Source organism: Streptomyces hokutonensis, from assembly GCF_042751305.1.
GTDB classification, from domain to species: Bacteria; Actinomycetota; Actinomycetes; order Streptomycetales; family Streptomycetaceae; genus Streptomyces; species Streptomyces hokutonensis_A.
The window spans coordinates 256888-283008 of record NZ_JBHYWD010000003.1 but is presented as its reverse complement, the minus strand read 5'-3'; the positions used below and the strand labels follow the sequence as shown (position 1 = coordinate 283008).

Sequence of the window (26121 nt, the reverse complement as noted above, 5' to 3'; positions counted from 1 at the left end):
CCCCCTAGTGGTGCGCCACGATCGCCGTCAGCCGTACCGGCGCAGCTCGTGGAAGAACCCGTCGACGACGCGCAGTTCGCCCCGCCGAGCCACTTCGTCGTGGACGAACCTGCCGACCGCGAGGTCCAGCACCCCCAGGCCGAAGGGCGAGAACACCACCGTGCGGTCCGCCGGTACGCCCACCCGACCGGTCAGCACGTCGTCCAGCGTGCCGTCGATGAACTCCCGGCCACCGGTGGCCTGTTCGGCCAGATGCGGTGAGGTGTCGGCCTTCAGACAGTGCTCGACGTCGTCCACGAAGTTCGCCGACGCGAGCAGGATCGCCGGGTCGAGATCCCGCAACGACACGTGCAGGACCAGCGGATGGTGGTCGAACCAGGCCGGATCGTGGATGTGCGGCGCGCCGGCGATCGTCGCGAAGACCAGCAGGTCGCTGGAGCGGACGAGCCCTTCGGCCTTGTCGTGCACGGTGATCCGGCCCCGCGCGCCCGACCGCTCCAGATATCCCCGGAACCCCTCCGCGCTGTCCGCGGACAGGTCGTACACGCCCGTCTCCTCGAACTCCCAGCCGGTGGCCCGGAGATGGGTGTGGATGTAGCGGGCGATCAGACCGGTCCCGACGAACCCGACCCGCAGCGGACGCGTCCGCCCCTGGCTGAGCTTCTCGGCCGCGAGCGCCGCCGAACTCGCCGTACGCGTCGCGCTGATCACCGAACTCTCCAGGCAGGCGTACGGATAGCCGGTGTCGGGGTCGTTGAGGATCAGCACCGCCGAGGCCCTGGGCAGCCCCGACCCGGTGTTCCCCGGGAAGCTGGAGATCCACTTCAGGCCGTCCACCCGCAGCGGCCCGCCCAGCGACGCGGGCAGCGCGATGATCCGGGACGAGGGGCGGTCCGGGAAGCGCAGGAAGTACGACGGCGGGTTCACGGAGTCGCCCGCGCCGTGCAGCCGGTAGGTGGCCTCCACCAGCTCGCCGATCTCCGACTCCCGCCCGGCGAGGGCCTGTTGGACCTGTTCGCCGCTGACGACCGAGAACGTGGGAATGGTGAAGTCGCTCATGCCGCCCTCGCCCCTCCCGTCGGCGCGCAGTCCGTGAGCCGTACCGGGTCGCCGAGTCCGGCGAGCACCTCGCGCGGGCCCTCGAAGGGGTCGCGGCCGTGCGCGGTACGGATGTTGTCCACCAGCAGCAGATCCCCGGAGCGCCACGGCGTGCGCCGGACGTGTGCGTCGTAGGCCCCGTTGATGGCCGACACGATGTCCGCGCCGACCGGATCGCCGTTCCCGAAGCGGGTGTTGAAGGGCAGCGCGTCGGCGCCGTAGACGTCGATCAGGTACTCGCGGACCTCGGGTTCCATGGTCCACTCGTTCAGGAACGCGATCTGGTTGAACCAGCAGCGGCGGCCGGTGACCGGGTGGCGGAGCACGGCGGCGCGGTGCTGCCGGGTGCGCAGCGAACCGTCGGACTGCCAGGCGAAGTCGATGCCCTGGGCCCGGCAGTAGCGCTCCACGACGGTGCGGTCCTCGGTGCCGAAGGCCTCGGCGACCGACGCCCCGATCTCCTCGTGGTAGGTCCGGGTCAGCAGCCAGCCCTCCCGCTCGAAGCGGTCCACCAGCGTGCTGGGCAGCGAGGCCAGGACGGCCTCGGCGTCGGCGACCGGGGTCGCGCCGCCCTCGGTCGGCGCGTCGAGGCAGGCGAAGAGCAGCAGTCCGGGGAAGTCCAGCGCGTAGCTCGACTCGTGGTGCAGGCACATGGGCTGGTCGGTCGGCCACTTGGTGGCGGAGTACACGCCCTCCGCGTAGGTGCGGCGCGGCGCGAACGGCTCCCGGTCGGCCATCAGGGAGTCGGTGAGCCGCCGGAAGACGGTCTCGGCGCCGGCCGGGTCGGCGAGGCCGAGGCCGCGGACCAGGACGCAGCCGTGCTCGGCGACGACGGCCCGCAGCGCCGTACGGTGCCGGTCGGCCCAGCCCACCGGGTCCGCGCCGGCGTCGGCGTGCAGCAGCGGCGGACCGTCCGGGCTCAGGTTCACTGCGTGGAGAAGGGTCGCGGATGAGAGCGACATCTCGGTGTTCCTTTCGGTGGTGCTGTCGATCGTTCGGCCGGGGGTGCGGCGGGTCTCAGGAGGAGACCGGCGGGTCCAGCAGTCCGGCCAGGTCCGCGAGGACCGGGTGTCGGGTGACGTCCTTGAGGCTGATCGCCCGGTCGAGGGCGACCGCCAGCTTCACCGCGGCCAGCGAGGTGCCGCCGCGGTCGAAGAAGTGGTCCTGGCGGCCGATCCGGTCGGCCGGGATGCCCAGCACCACCGCCCAGGCGGCGGCCAGCCTGCGTTCGGCGGGCGTGCCGGGCCCCTCGCCGACCGCGTCCAGGTCACCGGCTAGCGCGGTGAGCGTCCGGCGGTCCGTCTTGCCGTTGGCGGTCAGCGGCAGCGAGGCCCGCCAGTGCACGACCGACGGCACCATGTACGCGGGCAGCGACTCGGCCAGCCGCGCCCGCACGGCATCGGCCGCCACCGGCCGCGCACCCGTGCAGAACGCCACCAGCTGGGTCCCGCGTACGACGACCACCGCGCCGTCCCTGACCCCGTCCACCCGCAGCAGCGCGTTCTCGATCTCGCCGATCTCGATGCGGAAGCCGCGGATCTTCACCTGGCTGTCCCGGCGCCCCAGGAACTCCAGCTTGCCGTCGGGCCGCCAGCGCCCGTGGTCGCCGCTGCGGTAGAGCCGCTCACCGGGCCGGTACGGGTCCTCGGTGAAGGCCGCCGCCGTCCGCTCGGGATCGTTGACGTACCCCCGGCCCACGCACACGCCGGAGAACACGATCTCGCCGGGCGCCCCCAGCGGCACCGGCACCAGGTCCTCGTCGACGACGTACACCCGCACATTGCCCACCGGCCGGCCGAGCGGGACCCGGGGTCCGTCCGGCGCCCGGTCCATCACCTCGTGGTTGGTGTCGTCCGAAGTCTCGGTCAGGCCATAGGCGTTGACCAGCCGTACCCCGGGCCGCGCCGCGAACCAGCGCTCCACGAGCTCCTTCTTCACGGCCTCCCCGGTCACCGACACACAGCGCAGGTCCGGGAGTTGGCGCGGCCGCCGCTCCAACTCGGCCAGTACGGCCTCCAGATACGACGGCACGACCTGGAGCACATTGACCCGCCCCGCCCCGATCGTCTCTACGAACCGCGGCACGTCCAGGATCACGTCCTGCTCCACCAGCAGTGTCCGCCCGCCCACGAGCGGCGCGCAGACCAGCTGCCACAGCGAGATGTCGAAGCACTGGGGAGCGGTCTGCGCGACCACCTGCCCGGCGCCGATCCCCAGATCGTCGAGCTTCGCGAAGACGTGGTTGAGGAAACCCGCGTGCTCGCACATCGCGCCCTTGGGCTCACCCGTGGAGCCCGACGTGAAGTAGATGTAGGCGAGTTGACCCGGCGAGACCTCGATCCCGAGGTCGCCGTCCGGATGTCCCTCGGCGTAGGCCTCGTCGACGTAGAGCGTCCGGCCCGGCGCGTCCACAGAACCGTCGCTGCCGCGCTCGGTCAGCACCAGCTCGCACCCGGCACGCTCCAGCACCCGCGCCACGCGGTCCGCCGGGAAGTGCGGCTCGACGGGCAGATAGACCCCGCCCGCCTTGAACACGGCGAGCACGGCGGCCATCCAGTCAAGGTCGCGCTCAAGCACCACGGCGACCACACCCTCGCGGGTCAGGCCGCGGGCCAGCAGCGCCCGACTCAGCCGGTTCGCCCGGGAGTTGAGCTCCCGGTAGGTCCACTCCCGGTCGCCCCGCACGGCGGCGACCGCGTCCGGGCACACCTCCACCATGTCCTCGAACAGCTCGTGCACCCGCCGGTCCGGCAGTTCGCGCCGCGGGCCCGCCAACTCCTCCAGCTGGTAACGGACTTCGGCCTCGGACAGCAGGCTCGTCCGCTTCGGATCGGTGAGGACGGTGAGGTGGTAGCCCGCGATACGGGCGGCGGCCCCGGCGTCCAGGACGTCGGTGCGGTACCGCAGGCGCAGCGTGCGGCCCGTGACGCTCACCTGCAGCGCCGGGTCCTCCTCGGCACTCTCCCCGGACAGCGCGGCGAGCACGGTCGCGTGGGCGGCCTTCACAGCGGCGAGCTCGATCAACAGCCCTTCGGGCAGGGACACTTCGTACTCCGCCACACCGGGCACCGGAGCGAGCGTCCACCGCGGAATGATCTCCATCGTTCTCTTCCCCCCTGTTTCCTTCCCCCTGCGGCCACGCCGTCAGGGAGTCATGTGCACAACGGCGCCGCGCTGGGCCACCGCCGGATTGCCGCCCCACCGCGACAGCGCGGGCATCTCCTCGCCCTTCATCAGGAACGAGTCCGCGGCGAGTACCGCCCCGTCGCCCATCGACACCCCGTAGTGCACAAGCGCACCCACCCCGAGGGTGCAGCCGTTGCCGATGGTGATGAGCTCGGACTTGAACGTGCCGTCCTCCTGCGAGTGCGACTGCACCTTGGTGTGCGCCGACAGCGTGCAGTCGTCGCCGATCGCGGTCAGCGTGCGCTCGGTGATGTAGGCGCCGTCGTCGAAGACCCGCCGGCCCATGCGCACGCCCAGCAGCCGCCAGATCAGGTTCTTGAACGGCGTCCCGTTGAACACCTGGATGTAGTGGTCCGGGACCTTCCACAGCCGCTCGTGCCACCAGAAGTACGGGTCGTAGATCGAGCACAACTTGGGCTCCAGCGGCCGGAATCCGCCGACCAGGCGCTCCACCAGCACGTAGTACCCGGCGGTGAAGCCGAGCCCCAGCATCAGGGACGCGCCGATCAGCAGCCCCCCGCCGATCCCCTCGCCCCCGTACAGGTCGACTGCGGCGAAGCCGAGCACGGTCAGCACGAACCAGTGCAGCCAGCGCACGAACAGATACAGGCCGATCGAGCGAAGGTTGGCGCGGTTCTTCAGGGTCAGCCGGCGCTTCAGCTCGTCGCCCTCGCGCAGATGGTCGAAGCGGCTGTCCCGCTCCACCGAGCGCGGGATCTCGAAGCACGGCGAGCCCAACAGGCCCACGCCCTCCCGGACTTCGCCGTCGAGCGGCACCATCACCTTCGTGGCGAGCAGGCAGTTGTCGCCGGTGCGGCCCCCGGAGGGGTAGGCGATGTTGTTGCCCAGGAAGTTGCGCGGCCCGATCGAGGCGCGCGACAGCCGGAACGACGTACTGGAGAAGTCCGCGTTGACGATCGACAGACCGTCCGCGACCATCGTGCCGCTTCCCACACTGGCCAGATACGGCGTCTCGTGCTGCACCTCCGTACCGAAGTTGGAGCCGGTCTGCTCCACCTCGCCGAGGTCGTAGCCGATGGCCTTCAGATAGCCGGTGATGAACGAGCTGTCGCCGCACAGCCACTTGAAGAACTTCAGGTTGGTCAGCCGGGCCACCGCGCGCTGCACCGAGTAGTGGAAGCCGTACAGCGGATACACCCGGTCCGGGCGCAGCAGCGGACGGAGCAGCCTCGGCAGCAGGGACACGGAGGCGAGGCCGAGCACGACGAAGGCGACGAACGCCACCAGCGACAGACCCAGCGCCTCGCCGTAGAAGCGGGCCGAGTCGAGGTCCTTCCTGTTCGGGTCGAGGAGGTGGTCGAGGGCCGGCACCACCGTCAGCACCAGGTAGGTGCCGCCGACCGCGAGCGGAACGTAGACCAGCACCATCTGAAGGAGCGCGGCCAGGCCGTAGCCGAAGCGGCGCGCCGTGGAGCAGTCCGCCGCCGGGACGCGGACGTGGTCGACGTCCGTTGCCTGAGCCGGAGAGCCGTGCACGCGCCCGCCCGCCGGGACCCGCGCGTCGTCGTACAGGGCGGAGGAATGGCCGAGTTGGGATCCGTCACCCATGACGGTGCCGATGTCGAGGACCGTCTTCTCGCCGACGTACACGCCGCTGCCGAGCGTGACCCGGCCGGTGCGGATACGGCCGGCGTGCGCCTGGTAGCAGAGGAAGAAGGAGTCCTTGCGGATGACCGTTCCGTCGCCGACGGTCAGCAGGTCGGTGCAGACCGGGACGGAGTGGGACAGGATCGTGACGCCCCTGCCGATGCGGGCGCCGAGGGCGCGCAGATAGAGGACGTACAGCGGGTTGCCGGCGAACAGGATCATCGGGTTGGCGTGCAGCAGCGCCTTGACCGTCCAGAACCGGACATAGGCGAGGCTCCAGACCGGGAACTCGGTCTCCTTCCAGCGGCCCACGAGTATCCACTTTGCCACCACCGGCACCGTGCACACACCGATGAACACCGCGCCGCCGAATATCGCGGAACGCAGATAGACCTGTACCACTCCGGAACCGCCGGAAACCCATTCGTAGCCGCGCCCGGTGACAAGTCCGGCGAGTGCGCAGTAGACCGCGAATACGAGGAACTGGAGCAGCCCGCACAAGAGATAGCGGGCCGTGCTGCCGGGTGGCGGAGGCTCGGCGACGGCCGGCGCGGAAGGCTCGGAAGTGTCGGCGAGTGCCGCCGCGAGACTACGGATCGTCGGATTGCCGTAGACGTCCCGCATCGAGACCGACGGGAGGTCGTCGCGTTTCCTGACCCGGGCGCAGAAGTGCGCCATGACCAGTGAGTTGGCGCCCAGGTCGTCGAAGAAGTGACTGTCGAGCGGTATTGCTTCCTTGCGTACGACACCGGCCAGGACCTCTGCGAGAACGGTCTCGGTGCCGGTGCCGGGTTTTCCCACCACGTGGCTCCTTGGTGCTGATCATTGTCTTTGAATTGCCAAAATCGCCAAAGACGAAAACGGCACACGCGAAACGGGTGGGGTGAAAGTGAATTTCTGGGACGGGGTCCCGGTCATGGACCCAATGTGATTTCCCCCGAGTCGTGTGCGCTGACGTCGTCCCAACGCGCGCAACGAATGCAGTCCGGATTATTTCTGGACATTCCGGAACGGGTCAAGGCTGTTCTGGGCAATGGCGCTTTTTCGACTTCGTGGGGTACGGACAAGGTCAATAAGGATTGACGTACGAAGTCCTCACCGGGAAGCTCTCCAAAACAACCATTAAAATCTCGAATGCCAATTCGAATTCCGGACCGAAAAGTTTCGGCCAGCGCGGGCATGACACGGCGCTCCAGCAGGCGTCCCGTCGCGGCCGACGCCCCCGGGGGATGAGTGCATCCCGGCACGACGGATACCTTTAGGGCGTGCAGTCAGCAAGTGAAACCCCCGAGCGGCCCACCGGCCGGTTCCACCGGGCGCGTGCCCTCTACCGGAACGTCTCCAAGCGCAGGACCGCCTGGCTGCTGGTCAAGGACACCGTCAACTCCTGCATGGAGTACCGCATCCTGGGCCTCGCGGCCGAGGCCGCGTTCTTCACGCTGCTGTCCGTCCCGCCGCTCCTGCTGAGCCTCATCGGTCTGCTCGGCTACGTCGACAGCTGGACCGGCGCCCACAGCATCGCCGGCCTGGAGAACAACATCCTGGAGGCGTCCCGCACCGTCCTGTCCGACAAGGGCGTCCACGAGATCGCCCAGCCGATCCTGCACGACGTCATGAAGGGCGGCCGGCCCGACGTCATCTCCATCGGCTTCCTGTTCGCCCTCTGGTCGGGCTCCCGCGCGGTCAACGTCTTCATCGACACCATCACCGTGATGTACGGCCTCGACGGCGTACGCGGCATCGTCAAGACCCGGATCGTGTCCTTCGCCCTGTTCATCGCGGCCCTGCTGATCGGCTCGATCGCACTGCCCCTCATGGTCGCGGGACCGGACGCCGTGGTGAACGTGGTGCCCTGGTCGGAGACGGTCGTACAGGTCCTGTACTGGCCCGTCGTCATCGTCCTGTCCGTCGTCTTCCTCACAACGCTGTACCACGTCTCCGTCCCCGTCCGCTCCCCGTGGATCGAGGACGTACCCGGCTCCCTGGTCGCCCTCGCCATGTGGGTCCTCGGCAGCTACCTGCTGCGCATCTACCTCACCGGCACGGTCGAGGGCCCCACCATCTACGGCTCCCTCGCCGCGCCCGTCGCCGTACTGCTGTGGATCGGCGTGTCCGCGTTCGCCGTACTCGTCGGGGCCGCCGTCAACGCGGCCATCGACCGGGTCTGGCCGGCCGCCGCGACGGCCGCCGCCCGAGCCGCCAACGAACGGCGGCACGAGGAGCAGGCCGCCGAGTACGTCGCCCGCATGGCCGCCGCCCGCACCCACGGCGGCGAGGACGACGAGGACTTCGACGACCCCGACGACGGCGACATGCCCTCCGAGTTCCCGGAACGCTGGTCCCGCTTCCTGCCCCCCGAGGACGTCACCTCCCGGCTGCGCACGCATGTGAAGAGCACCCACAAGAACGGCGGGGACACACCGGGACCGGTGAAGTAACGCTCCGCTACCGCTTCCGGACGTCCGCTCACACCTTCCAGACGCCCGCCGCGCCGGCGTCCCGCGTGAACTCCGAGAAGTCGCGCGGCTCGCGCCCCAGCACCTGCTGAACCCCGTCCGAGAGATACGAGTTCCGCCCGTCGAGCAGCGACTCGAACAGTTCCACCAGGAACTCGACCTCCCCGTCCGGCACTCCGAACCCGGCCAGATCGTCGCCGTACTGACGGGCCGACACCGCCCGGTACGTCAACTCCCGCCCCGCCGCCGCGGAGATCTCCGCGACCGCCTCCCCGAAGGTCAGCAACCGCGGCCCCGACACCGTGAGCGCCTGCCCGGCATACCGGTCCCCGGCCGTCACCGCGGCCACGACCACGTCCGCGATGTCCCGCACGTCGATGAAGGGCTCGCCTACCTCACCGGCCGGAAACTCCAGCTCCCCGCTCTCCCGCAGCCCCTCCACCAACGGCCCCTCGCTGAAGTTCTGCGCGAACCACGCCGCCCGTACGACCGTCCAGTCCGCGCCCGACCCGCGCAGCGCCTCCTCGGTGGGCCGCGCCCGCTCCTCGCCCCGGGACGACAGCAGCACCAGCCGCCGTACGCCCAGCGAGACCGCCTCGTGCGCGAGCATCCCCACCGCGCCGGGCGCGTCCGGCGCCCCGACATCCGACGGGTACACCAGGTACGCGGCATCGGCACCCCGCAGCGTGTCCGCCCACGTGGACCGGTCCGCCCGGTCGAAACCCTGCGCCCGCGAGGCCTCCCGTACGGTCAGCCCCGCGGCCCGCGCGGCCTCCGTCACCCGGCGCCCGGTACGACCCGAGGCGCCCGTCACCACCAACGTCATGTCCCGTGCGTTCTCTGTCATGCCGTCCAGTCAACGCCCGTGCCCGAGCACGGACCATCGCTGAACGGCTCATTCCCATGAGCGCGCGTCTACGCTGGCCGTATGGACGCCCTGTCAGGCCTTCTTGAGGGTCCACGCGCGCGTGGCGCCTTCATGATCCGCGCGTGCTTCGACCCGCCGTGGGCCCTCCGCATCGAGGACCGCGCCCCGCTGACGGTCATGCTCATGGTCCGCGGCGACGCCTGGATCACTCCCGAGACGGGCGAGCGGATACGGCTCCGGGCCGGCGACCTCGCGATCGCACGCGGCCCCGCCCCGTACACCTGCGGAGACGACCCGGACACACCCCCACAGGCGCTGATCCTGCCCGGCGGCGAGTGCAGCTACCCCGACGGCACGTCCCTGAGGGGTTCGATGGACCTGGGCGTCCGCACCTGGGGCGACCGCCTCGACGGCTCCACGGTGATGCTCATCGGCACCTACCTCATGCGCGGCGAGATCAACGGCCGCCTCCTGGACGCCCTGCCGCCCCTCCTCTCCCTCCCCTCCGAGGTCTGGGAGTGCCCGCTCACCCCCCTCCTCATGGAGGAGATCGTCCGCGACGAACCCGCCCAGGAGGTCGTCCTGGACCGCCTCCTGGACCTTCTGGTCATCGCCGCGCTGAGGGCCTGGTTCTCCCGCCCGGAGGCGGAGGCCCCGGCCTGGTACCGCGCCCTGGCGGACCCGGTCGTCGGCAGGGCCCTGCGCCTCCTCCAGGACGACCCCGCCCACCCCTGGACGGTCGCCTCACTCGCCGCCAAGGCCGCCGTCTCCCGCGCGGCCCTGGCCCGCCGCTTCACCGACCTGGTCGGCGAACCCCCGATGTCCTACCTCACCGCCTGGCGCCTCGCCCTCGCCGCTGACCGCCTCCGCGACACGGACGACACGATCGCCGCGATAGCGAGGGATGTGGGCTACGGCAGCGCGTTCGCGCTGTCCAGCGCCTTCAAGCGGGTCTACGGAGTGAGCCCGCAGGAGCACCGGACGCGGGTGGGGTAGGGGCGGGGGCGTTGGGCTGGGCGTGGGGCGCGGGCTCGCGGAAGCACGAACGCGGGTGGGACAGGAACTTCGGTCGCGGTGAAGCGGGGTTACGAGGTGAGCCCGCAGCCGTTCCCGATGCCGGTCGGGCGGTGACTCCGCAGGCCTCCTGATGGTCGGCGTAGCCTTTCCCGTGTGTACGTGGAGAGGCCGTCCCGGCTGCCCGGCGCGGTGGTCTGGAGCCGGACCGTCGAGGACCCCGCCGTAGGCCCGGTCCGGCCCGTCCTGCCCGACGGCTGCATGGACCTGCTCTGGAACGAGGGCCGCCTGCTGGTCGCCGGCCCCGACACCCGCGCGTACATCCCCCAGGCGGAGCCCGCACACTGGGCCGGCGTCCGCTTCTACCCCGGCACCGCCCCCACCTTCCTCGGAGTCCCGGCCCACGAACTCCGCGACCGCCGCGTCGACCTCACCGACCTGTGGCCCGCCGCGACGGTACGGCGCCTGCACGCCCGCCTCGCCACGGCCCCCGACCCCGCGACGGCACTGGAGGACCTCGCACTGGAACGCGCCGCGCACGCACCGCCCCCCGATCCGCTGCTACGACACCTCGTCGCGGCCCTGGACACCGGCCGCCCGGTGGCCGCCACCGCCGACGAACTGGGCCTCGGCGCGCGCCAGTTGCACCGCCGCTCACTGACGGCCTTCGGCTACGGCCCCAAGACCCTGGCCCGGGTGCTGCGCCTGCAACGGGCCCTCGCACTGGCCCGTGCCGGAGTCTCCTTCGCGGAGACGGCGGCCCGGTCCGGTTATGCGGACCAGGCCCATCTCGCCCGGGACGTCAGGGAGTTGGCGGGGAAGCCGCTGGGGGAGCTGCTCGGCCGGGCCGGTTAGGCAGGGTTCAGCGGCGCGAAGAGATCCACCCCGTTGCCGTCGGGATCGTGCACGACGGCGTACCGCTGCCCCCAGAACGCGTCCCACGGCTTGAGCTCACCGTGGTACCCGGACCCGACCAACTCCTCATACACCCGATCGACTTCGTCGGGATCCTCGCAGAGCAGGGCGAGCGCGGCCCGGCCACTGCCCCCGGTGGGCGGCTGCCAACCCGCGTGGAACGAGCGGACGGTGTCCTCCGTGTCCAGCAACAGCCGCAGCCCGCCGGGGAGTTGGGCCTCGGCGTGCGGCTGGTCCTCGGCACCCTCGGGGAAACCGAACCCGAGCCGACGGTAGAAGGCGACAGAGGCGGCCATGTCGGAGACGACCAGGCCGATCGCGTCGAATCGTGGAGTCATGGGGCCACGGTAGGCCGGGGAGGGCGGCGGGTCTTGAACGAATCGGACACGTCCTCGCCCGGTGAGAGGACCCCGACGAACCACGAGTCCGCAGACGAGCTCTTCCTGTAGAAGGTGTTCGGCTGCACCGGCTCGCACAACGCGACCAGCACGTCGCCCTCCCGCAGCTCCACGGCTCTCCGGAACGAGCTGGTCCTGCTCGCCCTCCAACGCCTCACCGTGAACTCCATGTCGTGAAGCCCAGGTGCGACGCCGACGAACTTCGGTGCCGTGGCAAAGCGGCTCCAGGAGCAGATCTCCAGGCCGTTTTCGCGAAGGGACACGACACCTGCCCTGTCGGTGAAGCTGCGAACCGGCTCCCTGATCTCGGCGATCAGCAGAACCCCCGTCCTGCCGCTCCTCCGCACTCCGCGCAGGCGCCTCCTGGCCCGCCAGGGCATCCGCCGCACCTCGTCGAGAGTGCCTACGGAGAAAGGCGCACCGGAACGCTTCAAGAGAACGTCACCACTCCACGAGGCGTGTTCACCGTGAAGGAGAGGCCCACCGGCCCCTGAGCCAGCGGCAGTTCCACGCCCACGGCGGACAGCAGCGGGCGGATCTCGTCCGGCGCCGGGGCCGTCGCGGTCAGCTCCACCAGGGGCGCGACGGGCAGACCCGAGGTGGTCGTCGGATGGGGCGACGAACTCCAGTCGATCAGAAACGGCACCAGACCGGACGGGTGCGCCGTGCTCCCGTCCGTGAGCCGCCACTCCAGCAGCGTGCCGTCGGGCCGGCGGCGGCTCATCGCGCGCACGGGCCCGGGGTCGTACCCCTGGGCCCGCGCCGCCGCTGCCGCCGCGTCCAGATCGGGCGGACTGATCGCCCAGGTCACGGTCCGGGCGACGGACAGCGCGTCGACACCGAACGGGCGTGGCTCGGACGGCTCGGCCTGTTCCGGATCGGGACCGAGGATCTCCAGGTAACGCGAACCACCAAGGGAGACCAGGTAGTTGCGGGTACCGAGCCCGACATGGGCACCGCCGGCCACCGGTGCGACACCCGTGCGCAGGGTGAAGTCGGCGACCGTGGCCGCCAGTTCGGGGGTCGCGAGGACGAGATGGTCCAGGCGTGCGGGAACGGCATTCATCCCCGCCGAGGCTACGCGGTACGGGGAACGGAGGGTGAGCCCAAGGAGTGAAATAGGCTGCCCCGTATGGCCGCCGCCCCCCGCCTCCTCGCCTACACCCGCACCACCGCCTACCGCCACGACTCCATCCCGGCCGCGGTGACCGCCCTGCGCACCCTCGGCCCCTTCGAGGTGACCGCCACGGAGGACCCGACCGCCTTCGAACACCCCCTGGACGACTACGCGGCCGTGGTGTTCCTCTCCACCAGCGGCGAGGTGCTCACCCCGGCGGGCCGCGAACACCTCGCGGCCCACGTCGAGTCGGGCGGCGGCTTCGTCGGCGTCCACGCGGCGGCCTGCACCGAGTACGACTGGCCGTACTACGGCGACCTCCTCGGCGCCCGCTTCGCCCGGCACCCCGCCCACCAGCCCGGCAGGGCCGTAACCGAGGACCGCACCCACCCGGCCACCCAACACCTGCCCGCCGTATGGCAGTTCACCGACGAGTGGTACGACTTCCGCACCAACCCGCGGAGTTCGACCCACGTCCTCCTCGCCGCCGACGAATCCTCCTACGAGGGCGGCGGAATGGGCACCGACCACCCCCTGGCGTGGTGCCACGAGAAGGGCGAGGGCCGGGTCTTCTACACCGCCCTCGGGCACGCGTCGGAGGCCTACGAGGACCCGGACTTTCGCGCGCATCTGCTGGGCGGGATCAGCTGGGCGGCGCGGCCGGGGGCGACCGTGGGGTGAGGAAGGCGCCTGCGGTGCTGTCCGCTCATCCGGCCGGGGCCGGGACGGCCGGGACCGAACCGCCGACCGGGCCGACGCCGAACTCGGTGGGTAGCCGACCCTGTTCCTTCGCCGCCCACCCCGCCAACCGGAGCAGCCCTACAGCCGCGGCACCCGCACCTATGAGCTGTTTCTCGGCACCCCCGTACTCGCCCGCTCCACCAACCGAGTCGACAGCTCCGTCCGAGTGCTCTCCGGACGGTCCCCGTCCATCATGCGGACCAGGAGACGCAGCGCCGTGGCGGCCATTTCCGACAGCGGCTGCCGGACCGTGGTCAGCGCCGGAGTCACCCAGCGGGCCTCGGGCAGGTCGTCGAAGCCGACCACACTGATGTCGACCGGGACCGTCAACTCCCGTTCCGCCAGGGCCTCGTAGACGCCGAGTGCCATGCGGTCGGAGCAGACGAAGACCGCTGTGGGCGGTTCGGGGAGGTCGAGGAGTTCGCGCATCCGGGTGCGGGCCATGGTCTGGTCGAAACCGCCGTGGCGGATGTAGCCGGGGCGCGCGGCCACCCCGGCGGAGGCGAGCGCGGAGCGGTAACCGGCGACGCGGGCACTGCTGCACATCTTGTGCCGGTGACCGGCGATCACGGCGATCCGTTCATGGCCCAGCGACAGCAGATGCTCGGTCGCCGTCACCCCGCCGTGCCAGTTGGCCGCACCGACCGACACCACACCCGGCGGCGGTTCCTGCACCGGGTCGATCATCACGAACGGAATGCGATGCTGGTCGAGCCACGCGTACTGAGACGCCGTCAACTCCGCCAGATTGAACAGGACTCCGGACGAACCCCGGCCAACCAGCTTGTCCAGCCAGCCCCGTTCGGGCCGGTCCGCCCGCGTCCGGGTCAGCCCGGCCGAGACCACCACCTCAAGACCGGCCTCGTACGCCGCCTCCTCCACCCCGTGCAGCACCGCCCCCGACCAGGAACTCTCCAACGAGTGCACCACCAGGTCGACAAGCCCCGGAGCCTTGTTCGCGTCGAAGCGCGGCCTGCGCACATAACCGAGCCGCTCCAGCGCCTCCGTCACCCGTCGCCGCGTCTCCGGCGCCACGTCCTCCCGGCCGTTGACCACCTTCGACGCCGTCGGCACGGACACCCCGGCCTCACGGGCCACGACCGCCAGCGTCGGCCCTGCCGTCATGCTCGCGCTCCCCGCACGGACCATCGGGAACCACCTCTCCAGCCCGCCCGAGGGCCATCGAAAGTTTCGACCAGCGCTGTTCCGCGGCCCGACCACCAACCGATCAGAAAGCGCTTCCTACGATAGGTGCGCGTCAACACGGCGGGAAGACCAGGGAATTCACGCGATGACGGCGACCCGAGCTTTCGAAACCTCGAACGGCTCAGCGGGGCGGGGTGCACTCCAGGCGAAAGCCGCCGAAGTCGGCGGTGAACTCCGCCCCGACGAGATCCACGGCATGGATCCCGGCCATCGCCCCGGTGAAGCGCAGCCGCGAGCCGTGGTCGTCCGAGAGCCTGCTGAAGTCCAACACCGGTCCCACCGGCACGCGTTCACCGTCACGGACGTACCAGAAGCGCGCGTCGGCTCCGTCGACCGTCGCCCCCAGCGTCACCGGCGCCCCGAACGCGACCTCGACGACGGCCACTTCACGCGTGACGTCCTCGTCCCGCTCGACGAGCCTCAGCACCGTACGCCCGCCGCCGTCCCTCCACTGCTGCCCCCGCTGCCCCTCACCCTCGGGCTCCGCCCACGTCAGGTCCAGACTCAGATACGCCTCGGCGCCGTACCAGAGCACCAGCCCCGCCGCCTGCGTGAACGTCAACGGCCTTGCCTCTACGGTGACTTCGGCCTCCGCCCGATGTTCCGTGAGCCGCTGGGCGAGCAGACTGTGCGCCCACCGCGACTCCGGCCCGTGCCGCCCGCGCAGCCGGATCCAGCCGGGGCGGGAGGTGGCGTCGGCCCAGGACGGGTCGGGGTATCCGCGTGGACCGTTCCAAGGCCACCCCAACGGCCCTTCGGAGTACGCGACTTGATCCGGTGGTGCAGCGGGGTGCGTCGACACGGCGACCTCCACCGCCGGGTGCCGGCCCCCGTGCCGCAGCCTCGGCCGGCCGTCCGCGTCCCACGTCACCGACTGGATCGCCGTCTCCCGGCCCAGGGTGCAACGAGGTCCCGCGGGAGTCGCGACAGGCCGTGCCGCCAAGTGGCTCAACACCCACTCATCACCCGGCAGTTCGACCAGCTCGCCGTGTCCCGCCTTCTGCAACGGCAGCGACGGATCGTCCCGGGACGTCAGCAGCGGACGGTCGTCGACCTCGTACGGACCGGTGACCGTACGGCCGCGCGCCACCAGTACTCCGTGCTCGAACCCGGTCCCGCCCTCCGCGAGCAGCAGGTAGTACCAGTTGCCCCGCCGCACCAACTTCGGTCCCTCTACGAGCCGTTCGTGCTGGAGCAGCAGATGGGTCGGGCCGGCCGGAGTGAGCGTGTCGCGGTCCAGCTCGGTCGCGACGATGCCCGCGAAGCGCCGGCCGCCGGGGCGGTGGTCGTTCTGGAGGTTGAGCAGCCACAGCCGGCCCTCGTCGTGGAACAGCGCCGGGTCGAAGCCGTGGCTCACGACCCGCTGCGGGGCGGTCCACTTCCCGCCGATGTCCGTGGCCGTGGTGACGTAGGTGTCGGCGTCGAAGTACGGCGTGCCGACCGAGCGGACGATCGAGTACGTCATCCAGAAGCGCTCACCGTCCCAGCTCAGCGAGGGTGCCCAGATGCCGCCCGAGTCGGGGACACCGGCGAGGGAGCCGCCTGGGGCCGCGCCCCGGACATGGCCCGCGTACTCCCAGTGCGCGAGATCCAGCGAGCGGTGGATCGGGATCGTCGGGAACCACTCGAAGGAGCTGGTCGCCACGTAGTACCAGTCGCCCACCCCGACCATGGAGGGGTCGGGGGCGAAGCCGCGGACAACGGGGTTGTGCAGCAAGGTCACTTGAGGGCTCCCAGAGTGACGCCCGTACGCCAGTACCGCCGCATCGCCACCATCATCACGGCCATCGGCACGATCGAGAGCAGCGCGCCGGTCAGGACCAGGCCGGTGAGGTCGACGCCCGACTCCAGGCGCTTGCCGGACCAGTTGTAGAGGCCGATGTTGAGGGTCCAGTTGTTCTCGCCGCGCAGGACGGTGAGCGGGAGGAAGAAGGCGTTCCAGGTGTTCACGAACGCGAGCAGGAACACCGTGGCGCCGCCCGTCGTCATCATCCGCAGCACGATGCTGAAGAAGATGCGGAGTTCGCCGGCGCCGTCCAGGCGGGCCGCCTCCAGGAGTTCGAAGGGGATCGTGGCCTCGGTGTAGACCTTGGCGAGGTAGACGCTGAACGGGTTGATCAGGCAGGGGATCAGCATCGCCCAGGGGGTGTCGACCAGGCCGATCTTCGAGAACATCAGGTACAGCGGCAGCGTGAGCAGGGCGATCGGGATCAGGAACGAACCCACCACGCACGCGAACACCGCGCTGCGGCCCGGGAATTCGAAGCGCGCCAGGCCGTAGCCGGTGGCGAGCGCGATGAGGGTGCCGCCCAGGGAGCCGACGCCCGCGTAGAGGAACGAGTTGGCGGTCCAGCGCAGGAAGATCCCGTTCTCGTAGGTGAAGACCTGACGCAGGTTGGCCCACAGGTGCATGCCGGAGAACCAGAGGCCGTTGCTCTGGTACAGCCCCGTGCGGTTCTTGGTCGCGGCGACGATCAGCCACCACACCGGGAACAGGCTGTAGGCGCTCGCCAGGACCAGTCCGACGAGCAGGAAACGCTGGCCGCCGCGTGAACGGGCCGCCGGATCAGGCTTGTTGAGGCGCCGGATCTGCTGTGCCTTCCGGCGCTCCTCGGTGAGAGTCATCAGTCGGCCTCCTTCGCGGTGAGCCGGTAGAAGAGGAAGGAGGCGAGGCCGAGGATGAGGGCGAGGAGGACCGAAAGAGCCGCCGCGTAGTGGTAGTTGCCCGCGTTGAACGCCTGGTTGTAGATGATCATGATGGGTGTGAAGCTGTCGTCGACCGTCTGCGGGGTGACGTTCCGGAACAGCGCCGGCTCGTTGAAGATCTGAAGCATCTGGATGATCGAGAGCATCCCGGTGAGCACCAACGCCCCTCGCACATAAGGGATTTTGATGCTCGTCGCGACCCGGAACTCGGAGGCACCGTCGAGCCGGGCCGCCTCGAAGAGGTCGCGGGGCACGCCCTGGAGCGCCGAGTAGATGATGACCATGTTGTAGCCGATGCCGTGCCAGGTCAGCAGGTTGCCGATGGACGGCCACACCATCGAGGGCGCGAAGAAGTTCCAGGACAGGCCGAACACCTTGCCCAACGGGGTCAACGGGCCTACGTCCGGGCTGTACAGGTTGATCCACACGATCGCCGCGACCACCCCGGGGATCATGTACGGCACGAGGAGCAGGATGCGGAAGCGGCCCGCGACCTTCGAGGACAGCGCGTCCAGGAACAGCGCAAGGAGCAGACTGACGAGCAGCATCACCGGGATCTGCACGCACGCGAACAGCACCACGCGCAGCACCGAGTTCATGAACACCGAGTCGGTCAGGCCCTGTTGGTAGTTGTGGAGGCCGGAGAACCTCTCCGTGGAGCCGCCGAGGCCGAGCCCGGACTGGTGCTCGACGAACAGCGACTCGTAGACGGCGTACCCGATCGGTATCAGGTAGAGGAACACGAAACCGAGCTGGAAGGGCACCGTGAACGCGGCGCCCTTCCAGCGCTGGGAGCGAATCATCGGCGCTGCCTCAGCCCTTGACGCTGATACCGCGGGACTTCAGGTCCTTGACCGTCCACTCCTGCATGTGGGCCAGCAGATCGGTGACCTTCTCCTGCTTGTTCATCACCTTCGCCCAGCCCGTCTGGAGCTCGGTGAACATCGCGGTCCAGTCCGGGCCGAACACCCAGTCCGAGGTCACGGTGTCGAGGCTGTCGGTCACGACCTTCTTCGCGGGCTCGTAGTTCGTGCCGAGCAGTCTGTCGGAGATCGCCTCGGCGACATACGCGTTGCTGTCGGCCAGCGCCGGCATCACACCGTTGCCGGTGGTCGGGCTCGCCATCGTCTTCACCGCGCCCGTGTCGGTCGACATCCACAACGCGGCCTCGGCTGCCTGCTGTTGGTGTGCGCACTGCTTGGTCACCAGGGTGACGCCACCGCTCTGGTTGGTCCCGGCGGGTGTCTTGGCAGCCTCGCCCGCGAAGGTCGGCCAGGGTGAAAGGGCCCATTTCCCGTCGGACTTGGTGAAGTTCTGCACCATGCCCGCCATCTGCCAGGTGGAGATCTGCCGGGTCGCGGTGCCGCCGTTGTCGTAGTTGCGCTGTACGGCCGCGTAGTCGGCGAACGACAGCTTGGAGGCGAGGTCGTTGTCGACGATGTCCTGGATCACCTTGGCCGCCCTGAGGCTGCCCGCGTCCTGGAAGTCCACCTTCCAGGAGTTGCCGTCGATGGCGTACCAGTGCGCACCGGCCTGCATGGAGAGCACCTCCAGGGTGCTCGGGTCCTCACCGGCGTAGTTGGTGATCTTTATGCCATGCTTCTTCAGTACCTTGCCCGCGGCGACGAACTCGTCCCAGGTCGTCGGCGCCTTCAGGCCGTACTTCTGGAAGATGTCGGTGCGGTAGATCGTGAACGCGGGGGCCGAACTGGTGGGCACGCCATAGGACTTGCCCTGCACCTGCGCACTGGCCCACGCGCCCGCGTTGAACTTGTCCTTGTCGGCGGAGACGTACTGCGAGATGTCGGCGAGCGCGCCCTGCGAGACCCAGGTGGTCACGTACTCCGCCGTGTTCTGCACCAGGCAGGGCGCGTTGCCGGCCTTGACCGCGTTGGTGAGCTGCTTCTGCATCGTCAACTGGTCGGTGACCTTGGTGTACTTGAGCTTGATGTCCTTGTGAGCGGCGTTGAACGCCTTCACTACGGCGTCCTGGCCGTTGGCCCAGCCCCAGAAGGGGAGGGTGACCGGGCCGGAGGACGTCTTGTCTCCCGAGCCGGATCCGCCGCAGGCGGAGAGCAGACCTGTCAGTGCGAGGCCCGCGACGGCTGCCCGAGCGAACCTTCTCCGGGGGCTGGTGAAGTTCATCAGACCGTGTTCCTTCGGAAGAGAAGAGGTAGAAACCGGTTGCTTGGAAGGTAGACATCGAGGGCTGTTCGGAGCAAGAGGTGTGCAGCGCCTTGTTTCGACAGCCCTGAACAGACCCCGTCTGGCCTGGGAATTTGAAGAGAAACCGGTTACGTAACGCCCTGGTTCCGTGTGCTGCGACGGCCGGTGTGCCGTCTCTCTGAACTAGTTCCGCCGGGCGGGCGGTCGCACCGAGTTCCGTACGACGACATGGGTGCCCAGCACCAGATGGTCGCCGTCGCTGCCCCTGCGCCGGCCCGTGCCGCCGCCCTCGCGCCGGTCCGCCACCGCGCGCAGCGCGACCCGGCCCATCTCCTCGTACGGGACGTGCACGGTGGTCAGCTGCGGGGTGAGCTGGGAGGCCAGCGGGATGTCGTCGTAGCCGACGATCGACACGTCCTCGGGCACCCTGAGGCCTCCCGCGCGCAGCGCCTGCATGGCACCCGCGGCGACCACGTCGGTGCCCGCGAGGACGGCGGTGAAGTCCACTCCCTTCTTCAGGCTGTCCTCGACCGCCTCGTACCCGTGCTCGTAGTCGTACGGACCGTGCCGCACCATCCCCGGGTCGAACGGCACGCCGTACGCCTCGAAGGCCCGCTGCGCCCCCCTCAACCGGCCCTGGGCCGTGGTGAGTTCGGCGTGCCCCGGCAGCAGCAGGACCCGGCGGTGGCCGGCCGACAGGAGGTGGCTCGCCATGGCGTAGGCGCCGCCTTCGTTGTCGTAGTCGACCGTCGTGGCCGGGACGTCGCCCTCCAGTGGCGGGCGGCCGACGAGCACGAGGTGCGAGCCGGCCGCGTCGAGGGAGCGGGCGAAGCGGGCCATGCGCAGCTGGTACTCGTCGACGTCGTAGGCGCCGCCCAGCAACACCACGGCGGCGACGCCCTGTTGGCGCATGAGGTTGACCAGCGCGAGTTCGCGCTCCGGGTCGTCACCGGTGGTGCCGACCAGGGAGAGCCAGCCGCGCAGCGTGGCCGCGCCCTCAACTCCCTTGGCCACATGGGCGAATGCCGCGCCGGTGATGTTGTTGATGAGGATCGCCACCGTCGGTGTGCCACCGCCGGCCAGGGAGCGGGCGTGGGCGTTGGTGACGTAGTCCAGGTCGCCGACCACCTTCATCACCCGGCGGCGCAGCTCCTCCGACACCGGATAGTTGCCGGACAGCACGCGCGAGACGCTCGCCACCGAGACCCCGGCGCGCTCCGCCACGTCCCGGATCGTGGCCCGGCCGACGTCGCCCGACGTCTTGCGCTGACTCACCGTGGCGACTCCTTCGCGGTATCGGCTTCCCCACCGGGCGCGCGAGGCCCTGCTCCCGCGCCGGTCCGGAAACCGTATCCCATCGTTGTTCCAGGCAGCAGGCCCTGTGGACGGCCCGGATCAGGCGACACGGGCCAGGTCCGCGTGCCGCACCTCGTGGGCCGGCGGCAGGCCCGCGGCCAGCCGCTCCAGCTCGTCGACGACGATGGAGCCGAGCCGCGCCAGCTCGTTGCCGAGCGAGCCCGCGATGTGCGGGGTGAGGAAGACGTTCGGCAGCTGGTGGAGCGGGGACGCGGCGGGCAGCGGCTCGGGCTCGGTGACGTCCAGGATCGCGGCCAGCCGGCCGGACAGCAGCTCGTCGGTGAGGGCGTCGTGGTCGATCAGGGCGCCCCGGGAGGTGTTGATCAGCACCCCTCCGTCCCGGATCAGGGCGAGCCGTCCGCGGTCGAGCATGCGCTGGGTCTCGGGGATGTCGGGGGCGTGCAGGCTGACGATGTCGCTGCGGCTCAACAGGGCGTCCAGCGGCAGGAGTTCGGCACCCAGCTCGCTGGCCTCGGAGACGCCGACGTAGGGGTCGTGGAGGAGGACCTCGAAGTCGTGGGGCCGCAGCAGTTCGAGCAGCCGGCGGCCCACCCGGGAGGCGCCGATGACGCCGATCCGGCGGCCGAGGTTGCCGATCGCGGCGGTCTCGGCGGGCGTCGGGTACGTGTGCGCGTGCCGGAAGCGCTCCCGCTGCGCGAAGGTGTCCTTCCCGGCGAGCAGGATCATGGCGAGGGTGTACTCGGCGACCGGCAGCGCGTTGCCGGTGACCGCGCTGGATACGGTTACCCCGCGTTCCCACAGGGCCTCGCCGACCAGCGAGCGGACCGAGCCCGCCGCGTGCAGTACGGCCCGCACCCGGGGTGCCGCAGCCAGGGCGTCGGCGTCGAGGTGCGGGCAGCCCCAGCCGGTGATCAGGACCTCGGCCCCGGCCAGCGCCCCGGCGGCCTCGGGGGCGGCGAAGTCGCGGACGACGAGCCCGGGGTCGATCTCGGCCGTCTGCCGGAGCCGTGCCATCAGGGTTGGGGGGAAGAGCAGGGGCAGGTGCACCGGATCCATGGCGAACACGGCCCTCGGCGGCTGGGCGCTGGGCATGACCCTCCAGTAGTGCGGCGTGGAATGCTGCTTCGGAAACGTTTTCTGAAAGCGTCTTCTACCGTAGATCTGCCGGGGAGCGGGGGTCAATCGGTCGGAGAACACGCAGTTCCGCGCGGCCCGTCCGCACGCCCGTCCGGATAACCCGTCCAGCCGCGCTCGTCCGCCGGAATAGCCGGGCGCGATGTGATGCTCTGATGAGCATGGTTCACGAGCGCGGTGAGGAGCTGGTGGGCAGATGACGGCAGAGCGGATGAACCCCGTGGTCGCCACCCCCTACGGGGCGGTACGCGGCCGGTACGAGAACGGGATCGCGGTCTTCAGAGGCATCCCCTACGCGGCGCCCCCCTTCGACTCGCGCAGATTCCGCCCGCCCGTCCCGCCCGAGCCCTGGACCGGAGTGCGCGACGCGCTCACCTTCGGCCCGACCCCGCCGAAACCGCCGTACTCCGAAGCCTTCGCGAAACTGCTCTCCGACCCCGTCGTGCCGGGCGACGACTGCCTCAACCTCAACGTGTGGACCCCGGACCCCGGCCCGGGCGCCCGGCTGCCGGTCATGGTCTGGCTGCACGGCGGCGCGCTCACCCGGGGTTCCTCGGCCGTCCCCGTCTACGACGGACACGCCTTCGCCCGCGACGGAGTCGTCTTCGTCTCGGTCAACTACCGCCTGGGCGTGGAGGGTTACGGCCTCTTCCCGGACGCGCCCGCCAACCCCGGCCTGCGCGACCAGCTGGCCGCGCTGCGCTGGGTGCACGAGTCGATCAGTGCCTTCGGCGGCGACCCCGACCGGATCACCCTCGCCGGTCAGTCCGCCGGCGCCATCAGCGCCGGCGCCCTGCTCGCCGCCCCGCAGGCCCAGGGGCTCCTGCGGCGGGCCGTTCTGCAGAGCGGACCCCCGGAGGCCTTCGACCGCGACAAGGTACGGCGGATGGTGCGCCGGATGGCGACCCGGCTGAAGGTTCCCGCCACCGCCGAGGCCTTCGCCGCCGTCGACCGCGAACTGCTGCTGCGCACCCAGGCCGAAGTCGGCAGGCTCAGCAGCCCGGTGCTCGGCGGGCCCACGTTCGGCATCGTCATCGACGGCGAACTGGTGCCCCGCGACCCGCTGGAGGCGCTCATCGACGGTCAAGTCGCCCAGGACGTCGACCTGTTGATGGGCTGGACCCGCGACGAGTACCGGCTGTGGCTGGTCCCCGGCGGCCTCCACGAGCGCGTGGACCGGCTCGGCGCGGTCGCCCTGGCCGGCGCGATGGCCCGCTGCCACTGCGGAGTCGAGGTCCCGCGCGGCTACCGCGCCCTGCACCCCGCAGCCGGCACCGCCGAGACCGTCGGCCAGCTCGTCACCGACCACCTGCTGCGCTACCCGCTGCACCGCCTCGCCGACGCCCGCCCCGGAAGCTCCTACCTCTACGAGTTCGCCTGGCCCTCCAACCTCCCCGACCTCGGCTCCTGCCACGCCCTCGAACTCGGCTTCGTCTTCGACACCGGCGACATCCCCGAGGCCGCCAAACTCGCGGGCGAGGGCGCGCCCCAGGAACTCGCCGACACCATGCACGCGGCCTGGGTCCGGTTCGCCGTGGACGGCGACCCGGGCTGGCGCGCCTGGGACGACTCGCACCCGGTCCGGATCTTCGGCGAGGGCCCGCCCTACGTCGCCGACGGCCCCCGCGACCCCGAGTTCGCCCTCTGGGCGGCCGACACGGCGACCCGCGAGCCGGCGGTCCCGGTCGTGGGCACACCCGCACGCGGTGCCGTGGAACTGCGGTCGGTCGTAAGGCGGTTGCGGCGGACCGGGGATGTGCCGAAGTCGTCGTGAGCGGGCGGATACGGGGCGGAAACCGGTTGCTCAACGCGGTTCGCCGACGACCGCCGTACTGACGTAGGTGAATTGGCCGAACCGTGCCCCTCCTCCCGACCGCCGCTCGCTGCTAACCTCCGCGCAGGGAACCGGTTGCCGGACGTGTTCCCGCAGGCAGGGGAGGGGCGGGGCGGCGCATGACCAGGAAGAGCCAGGACGCGAACGGGAGCACCATCCGGGACGTGGCGGCCCGCGCAGGGGTGTCCGCCTCCACGGTGTCGCGGGTGCTCGGCGGCGAGTACCCGGTGAGCACGGCGACCCGCACCCGCGTGCTGCGGGCCGTACGCGAGCTGGACTACGTCGCCGACGCCCGCGCCAAGGCCGTGGCGGGCGTCGGGACACCGACCCTCGCCTTCGTCCTGGAGGACATCACGGGACCGTCGTTCGCCCTGATGGCACACGGTGTGGAGCGCGAGGCGACCCGGCTCGGCCATCTCTGCCTGGTGTGCAGCACGGAGGGCGACGTCCAGCGCGAACTGGACTTCATCGAGACCATGCGCGCCCAGCGCACCGCCGCCGTGATCCTCGTAGGCGGCACCGCCGACACCCCCGAGTACCGCACCCGCACCCGCCGTATCGCCGACTCGCTCGCGGCGGCCGGCTCGCGGCTCGTGCTGTGCGGACGCCCGCCGCTCGGCCCGGGCGCACCGGTCACGGTCATCGAGTACGACAACGAGGGCGGCGCCTACGCCCTGGTCGCGCACGTCCTGGCCCAGGGCCACCAGCGTGTCCTGTTCCTCGGCGGCAAGCCCGACCACGCGACCGCGCAGGGCCGCGAACGCGGTTACCTCGCCGCGCATCGCGCCCGCGGCCTCGAACCCGACCCCGAACTCCTGCTCCACGGCGACTTCACCCGCGACTCGGGCCACCGGCTGATGCGCCGGGCGCTGAGCCGGAAACTGGAGTTCACCGCGGTGGTCGCCGCCACCGACATGGTCGCGGCGGGCGCCCTGACCGCGCTGCACGAGGCGGGCCTCGACGTGCCCGGCGACGTCTCACTGGCCGGCTACGACGACATCCCCTTCGCCCGCGATCTGTACCCGGCCCTGACCACCGTCCACGTCCCCTACGAGGAGCTGGGCCGCCTCGCGGTACGCACCGCGCTCGGCCGCACAGCGGAGTCCCCGGACGAGCACCTGCTGCTGGGCACACACGTGGTCGTACGGAACTCGATCACGACGCTGTGAGCGTCCGCCGGATGTCCGCGATCGCCTCGGGCCCCACCCGGCAGCAGCCGCCGATCAGCCGCGCGCCTGCCTCCCGCCAGCCCTCGACCTGCTCGGCGGTGAAGGTGGAACGACCCGCCCACGCCCGGGCGTCGGCGTCCCAGGTCTCACCGCTGTTCGGATAGACGACGACGGGCTTCCCGGTGACCCGGGCCGCGATCTCGACCGCGCCGTCGACGTCCTCCGGGGCGCTGCAGTTCACCCCGACCGCGATGATCTCGTCCACGTCGGCGGCCAGGGCGAACGCCTCCGCCAGCGGCTGTCCGGCACGCGTCCGGTCGCCCGCGATCGAGTACGACAGCCAGGCCGGCGTCCGCAGCCCGCGCACCGCCCGCAGCAGCGCCTCGGCCTCGACGGCGTCCGGGATCGTCTCGAAGGCCAGCACGTCAGGACCGACGAAGTCCAGCACCTCCAGACGGGGCCGGTGGAAGGCCTCCAGCTCGGCCACGCTCAGCCCGTACCGGCCCCGGTACTCGGACCCGTCCGCGAGCATCGCGCCGTACGGCCCGACCGAGGCGGCCACGTAGAGCGGCCGCTCGATCCCCCGCTTCCCGGCCTCCACCGCCGCGTCCACGCCCAACTCCACGCTCCCGGCCATGAGTTCGGCCGCCCGCTCGCGCTTGATCCCGCGTTTCGCGAAGCCCTCGAAGGTGGCCTGGTAGCTCGCGGTGATCGCCACGTCGGCGCCCGCCTCGAAGTACGCGAGATGCGCCTCGGCGATCGCCTCGGGCTCGTCCGCGAGCAGCCGCGCCGACCAGAGCTCGTCACTCAGATCGTGCCCGGCCGCCCCGAGCTGATTGGACAGCCCGCCGTCGAGAACGAGCGTTCCGGCGGCGAGGGCGTCGGCGAGGAGGGGGGCGGTGTCGCTGGTCATGTCTCGACGCTAGTCGATACGGCCGTGCGAGCGCCTGTCGGCCTCTAGGTCGTGTCCGCGAAGTCACGTCGTCCGCCCGGAGGGCGGGCCTCGCGGCGTCCGGTGCGTGCTCTGGGGGGTTCCCCCCGGCCGAAGGCTGGGGGGAGTGCCGGGCGGAAGTCCTCGTCCTGGTTGTACGTGGGCTCTCGCCCGGTGCGGCGAGTGGGGCACCTCCCACGCCCTTGAGGCGGTGGGGGAGCGTGCCGGGCGCCGCGGCGCTGGGGGTACCCCCTCTG

General features: G+C 70.8%; 22 protein-coding genes. 7 read left to right on the top strand and 15 right to left on the bottom strand.

Going from position 1 to position 26121, the window contains the following annotated elements:
- Positions 1–27 precede the first annotated feature (27 nt).
- The 4 genes from sbnB to ACFXC1_RS11160 are packed head-to-tail and all read right to left on the bottom strand — an operon-like array spanning position 28 to position 6693.
- The gene (sbnB, locus tag ACFXC1_RS11175) at positions 28–1059 is read right to left on the bottom strand and encodes a 2,3-diaminopropionate biosynthesis protein SbnB (RefSeq protein ID WP_381241530.1); all 1032 of its coding nucleotides are present in this window, start codon (positions 1057–1059) and stop codon (positions 28–30) included.
- Positions 1056–2060: a TauD/TfdA family dioxygenase gene (locus ACFXC1_RS11170; RefSeq protein WP_381241528.1), complete on the bottom strand. Its 1005-nt coding sequence runs from the start codon at positions 2058–2060 to the stop codon at positions 1056–1058. The genes sbnB and ACFXC1_RS11170 overlap by 4 nt, the downstream gene beginning before the upstream one ends.
- Before the next feature lie 55 nt (positions 2061–2115).
- Positions 2116–4200, bottom strand: coding sequence for a non-ribosomal peptide synthetase (locus ACFXC1_RS11165; RefSeq protein WP_381241526.1), 2085 nt, complete (start codon positions 4198–4200; stop codon positions 2116–2118).
- Between the two features lie 42 nt (positions 4201–4242).
- Positions 4243–6693, bottom strand: a complete 2451-nt coding sequence (locus tag ACFXC1_RS11160; RefSeq protein WP_381241918.1) for a Pls/PosA family non-ribosomal peptide synthetase — start codon at positions 6691–6693, stop codon at positions 4243–4245.
- A 464-nt stretch (positions 6694–7157) separates the two neighbouring features.
- On the opposite strand from ACFXC1_RS11160, the gene ACFXC1_RS11155 reads away from it, so the two are divergent.
- The gene (locus tag ACFXC1_RS11155) at positions 7158–8330 is read left to right on the top strand and encodes a YihY/virulence factor BrkB family protein (protein ID WP_381241525.1); all 1173 of its coding nucleotides are present in this window, start codon (positions 7158–7160) and stop codon (positions 8328–8330) included.
- Between the two features lie 28 nt (positions 8331–8358).
- Here ACFXC1_RS11155 and ACFXC1_RS11150 read toward each other — a convergent pair whose 3' ends face one another.
- Positions 8359–9195: an NmrA family NAD(P)-binding protein gene (locus tag ACFXC1_RS11150; protein ID WP_381241523.1), complete on the bottom strand. Its 837-nt coding sequence runs from the start codon at positions 9193–9195 to the stop codon at positions 8359–8361.
- Between the two features lie 81 nt (positions 9196–9276).
- On the opposite strand from ACFXC1_RS11150, the gene ACFXC1_RS11145 reads away from it, so the two are divergent.
- Both ACFXC1_RS11145 and ACFXC1_RS11140 read left to right on the top strand, forming a co-directional pair.
- Entirely contained in the window at positions 9277–10212 is a 936-nt protein-coding gene (locus ACFXC1_RS11145) for an AraC family transcriptional regulator (RefSeq protein WP_381241522.1), read from the top strand.
- A 174-nt stretch (positions 10213–10386) separates the two neighbouring features.
- Positions 10387–11085: a DUF6597 domain-containing transcriptional factor gene (locus ACFXC1_RS11140; RefSeq protein WP_381241520.1), complete on the top strand. Its 699-nt coding sequence runs from the start codon at positions 10387–10389 to the stop codon at positions 11083–11085.
- Here ACFXC1_RS11140 and ACFXC1_RS11135 read toward each other — a convergent pair.
- Positions 11082–11483, bottom strand: coding sequence for a VOC family protein (locus ACFXC1_RS11135; RefSeq protein ID WP_381241519.1), 402 nt, complete (start codon positions 11481–11483; stop codon positions 11082–11084). The two genes, ACFXC1_RS11140 and ACFXC1_RS11135, sit on opposite strands and share 4 nt — an antisense overlap.
- Before the next feature lie 114 nt (positions 11484–11597).
- Here ACFXC1_RS11135 and ACFXC1_RS11130 point away from each other — a divergent pair, with 114 nt between their 5' ends.
- Positions 11598–11720 carry a hypothetical protein gene (locus ACFXC1_RS11130; RefSeq protein WP_381241517.1) on the top strand — a complete coding sequence of 41 codons (123 nt, stop codon included), beginning with the start codon at positions 11598–11600 and terminating at the stop codon, positions 11718–11720.
- A gap of 253 nt (positions 11721–11973) precedes the next feature.
- On the opposite strand, the gene ACFXC1_RS11125 is transcribed toward ACFXC1_RS11130, so the two are convergent.
- Complete coding sequence (locus ACFXC1_RS11125; protein WP_381241515.1) at positions 11974–12609, bottom strand: VOC family protein; 636 nt, start codon at positions 12607–12609, stop codon at positions 11974–11976.
- 66 nt (positions 12610–12675) lie between these two features.
- On the opposite strand from ACFXC1_RS11125, the gene ACFXC1_RS11120 reads away from it, so the two are divergent.
- A complete protein-coding gene (locus tag ACFXC1_RS11120; RefSeq protein ID WP_381241514.1) occupies positions 12676–13341 on the top strand; it encodes a ThuA domain-containing protein in 666 nt (221 codons plus the stop codon).
- Between the two features lie 159 nt (positions 13342–13500).
- On the opposite strand, the gene ACFXC1_RS11115 is transcribed toward ACFXC1_RS11120, so the two are convergent.
- The 7 genes from ACFXC1_RS11115 to ACFXC1_RS11085 form a co-directional block, all read right to left on the bottom strand.
- Positions 13501–14550 (bottom strand): LacI family DNA-binding transcriptional regulator, encoded by a 1050-nt coding sequence (locus ACFXC1_RS11115; protein WP_381241513.1) that lies wholly within the window; start codon positions 14548–14550, stop codon positions 13501–13503.
- A gap of 178 nt (positions 14551–14728) precedes the next feature.
- On the bottom strand, positions 14729–16330 hold the full coding sequence (locus ACFXC1_RS11110; protein ID WP_381241511.1) for a glycoside hydrolase family 43 protein: 1602 nt from the start codon (positions 16328–16330) through the stop codon (positions 14729–14731).
- Complete coding sequence (locus ACFXC1_RS11105; protein ID WP_381241509.1) at positions 16327–17232, bottom strand: carbohydrate ABC transporter permease; 906 nt, start codon at positions 17230–17232, stop codon at positions 16327–16329. Before ACFXC1_RS11105 ends, ACFXC1_RS11110 begins: the two co-directional genes overlap by 4 nt.
- Complete coding sequence (locus ACFXC1_RS11100) at positions 17232–18116, bottom strand: carbohydrate ABC transporter permease (protein ID WP_381241507.1); 885 nt, start codon at positions 18114–18116, stop codon at positions 17232–17234. Before ACFXC1_RS11100 ends, ACFXC1_RS11105 begins: the two co-directional genes overlap by 1 nt.
- Before the next feature lie 10 nt (positions 18117–18126).
- Complete coding sequence (locus tag ACFXC1_RS11095; RefSeq protein WP_381241506.1) at positions 18127–19458, bottom strand: ABC transporter substrate-binding protein; 1332 nt, start codon at positions 19456–19458, stop codon at positions 18127–18129.
- Positions 19459–19662: 204 nt separating this feature from the next.
- Entirely contained in the window at positions 19663–20754 is a 1092-nt protein-coding gene (locus ACFXC1_RS11090; RefSeq protein ID WP_381241505.1) for a LacI family DNA-binding transcriptional regulator, read from the bottom strand.
- A 120-nt stretch (positions 20755–20874) separates the two neighbouring features.
- Positions 20875–21888, bottom strand: coding sequence for a hydroxyacid dehydrogenase (locus ACFXC1_RS11085; protein ID WP_381241504.1), 1014 nt, complete (start codon positions 21886–21888; stop codon positions 20875–20877).
- Positions 21889–22126: 238 nt separating this feature from the next.
- Between ACFXC1_RS11085 and ACFXC1_RS11080 the strand changes: the two genes are divergently transcribed.
- The gene (locus ACFXC1_RS11080; protein WP_381241503.1) at positions 22127–23704 is read left to right on the top strand and encodes a carboxylesterase/lipase family protein; all 1578 of its coding nucleotides are present in this window, start codon (positions 22127–22129) and stop codon (positions 23702–23704) included.
- A gap of 179 nt (positions 23705–23883) precedes the next feature.
- Complete coding sequence (locus tag ACFXC1_RS11075) at positions 23884–24933, top strand: LacI family DNA-binding transcriptional regulator (RefSeq protein WP_381241501.1); 1050 nt, start codon at positions 23884–23886, stop codon at positions 24931–24933.
- On the opposite strand, the gene mmuM is transcribed toward ACFXC1_RS11075, so the two are convergent.
- Complete coding sequence (gene mmuM / locus ACFXC1_RS11070) at positions 24920–25846, bottom strand: homocysteine S-methyltransferase (RefSeq protein ID WP_381241500.1); 927 nt, start codon at positions 25844–25846, stop codon at positions 24920–24922. The two genes, ACFXC1_RS11075 and mmuM, sit on opposite strands and share 14 nt — an antisense overlap.
- Positions 25847–26121 lie beyond the last annotated feature (275 nt).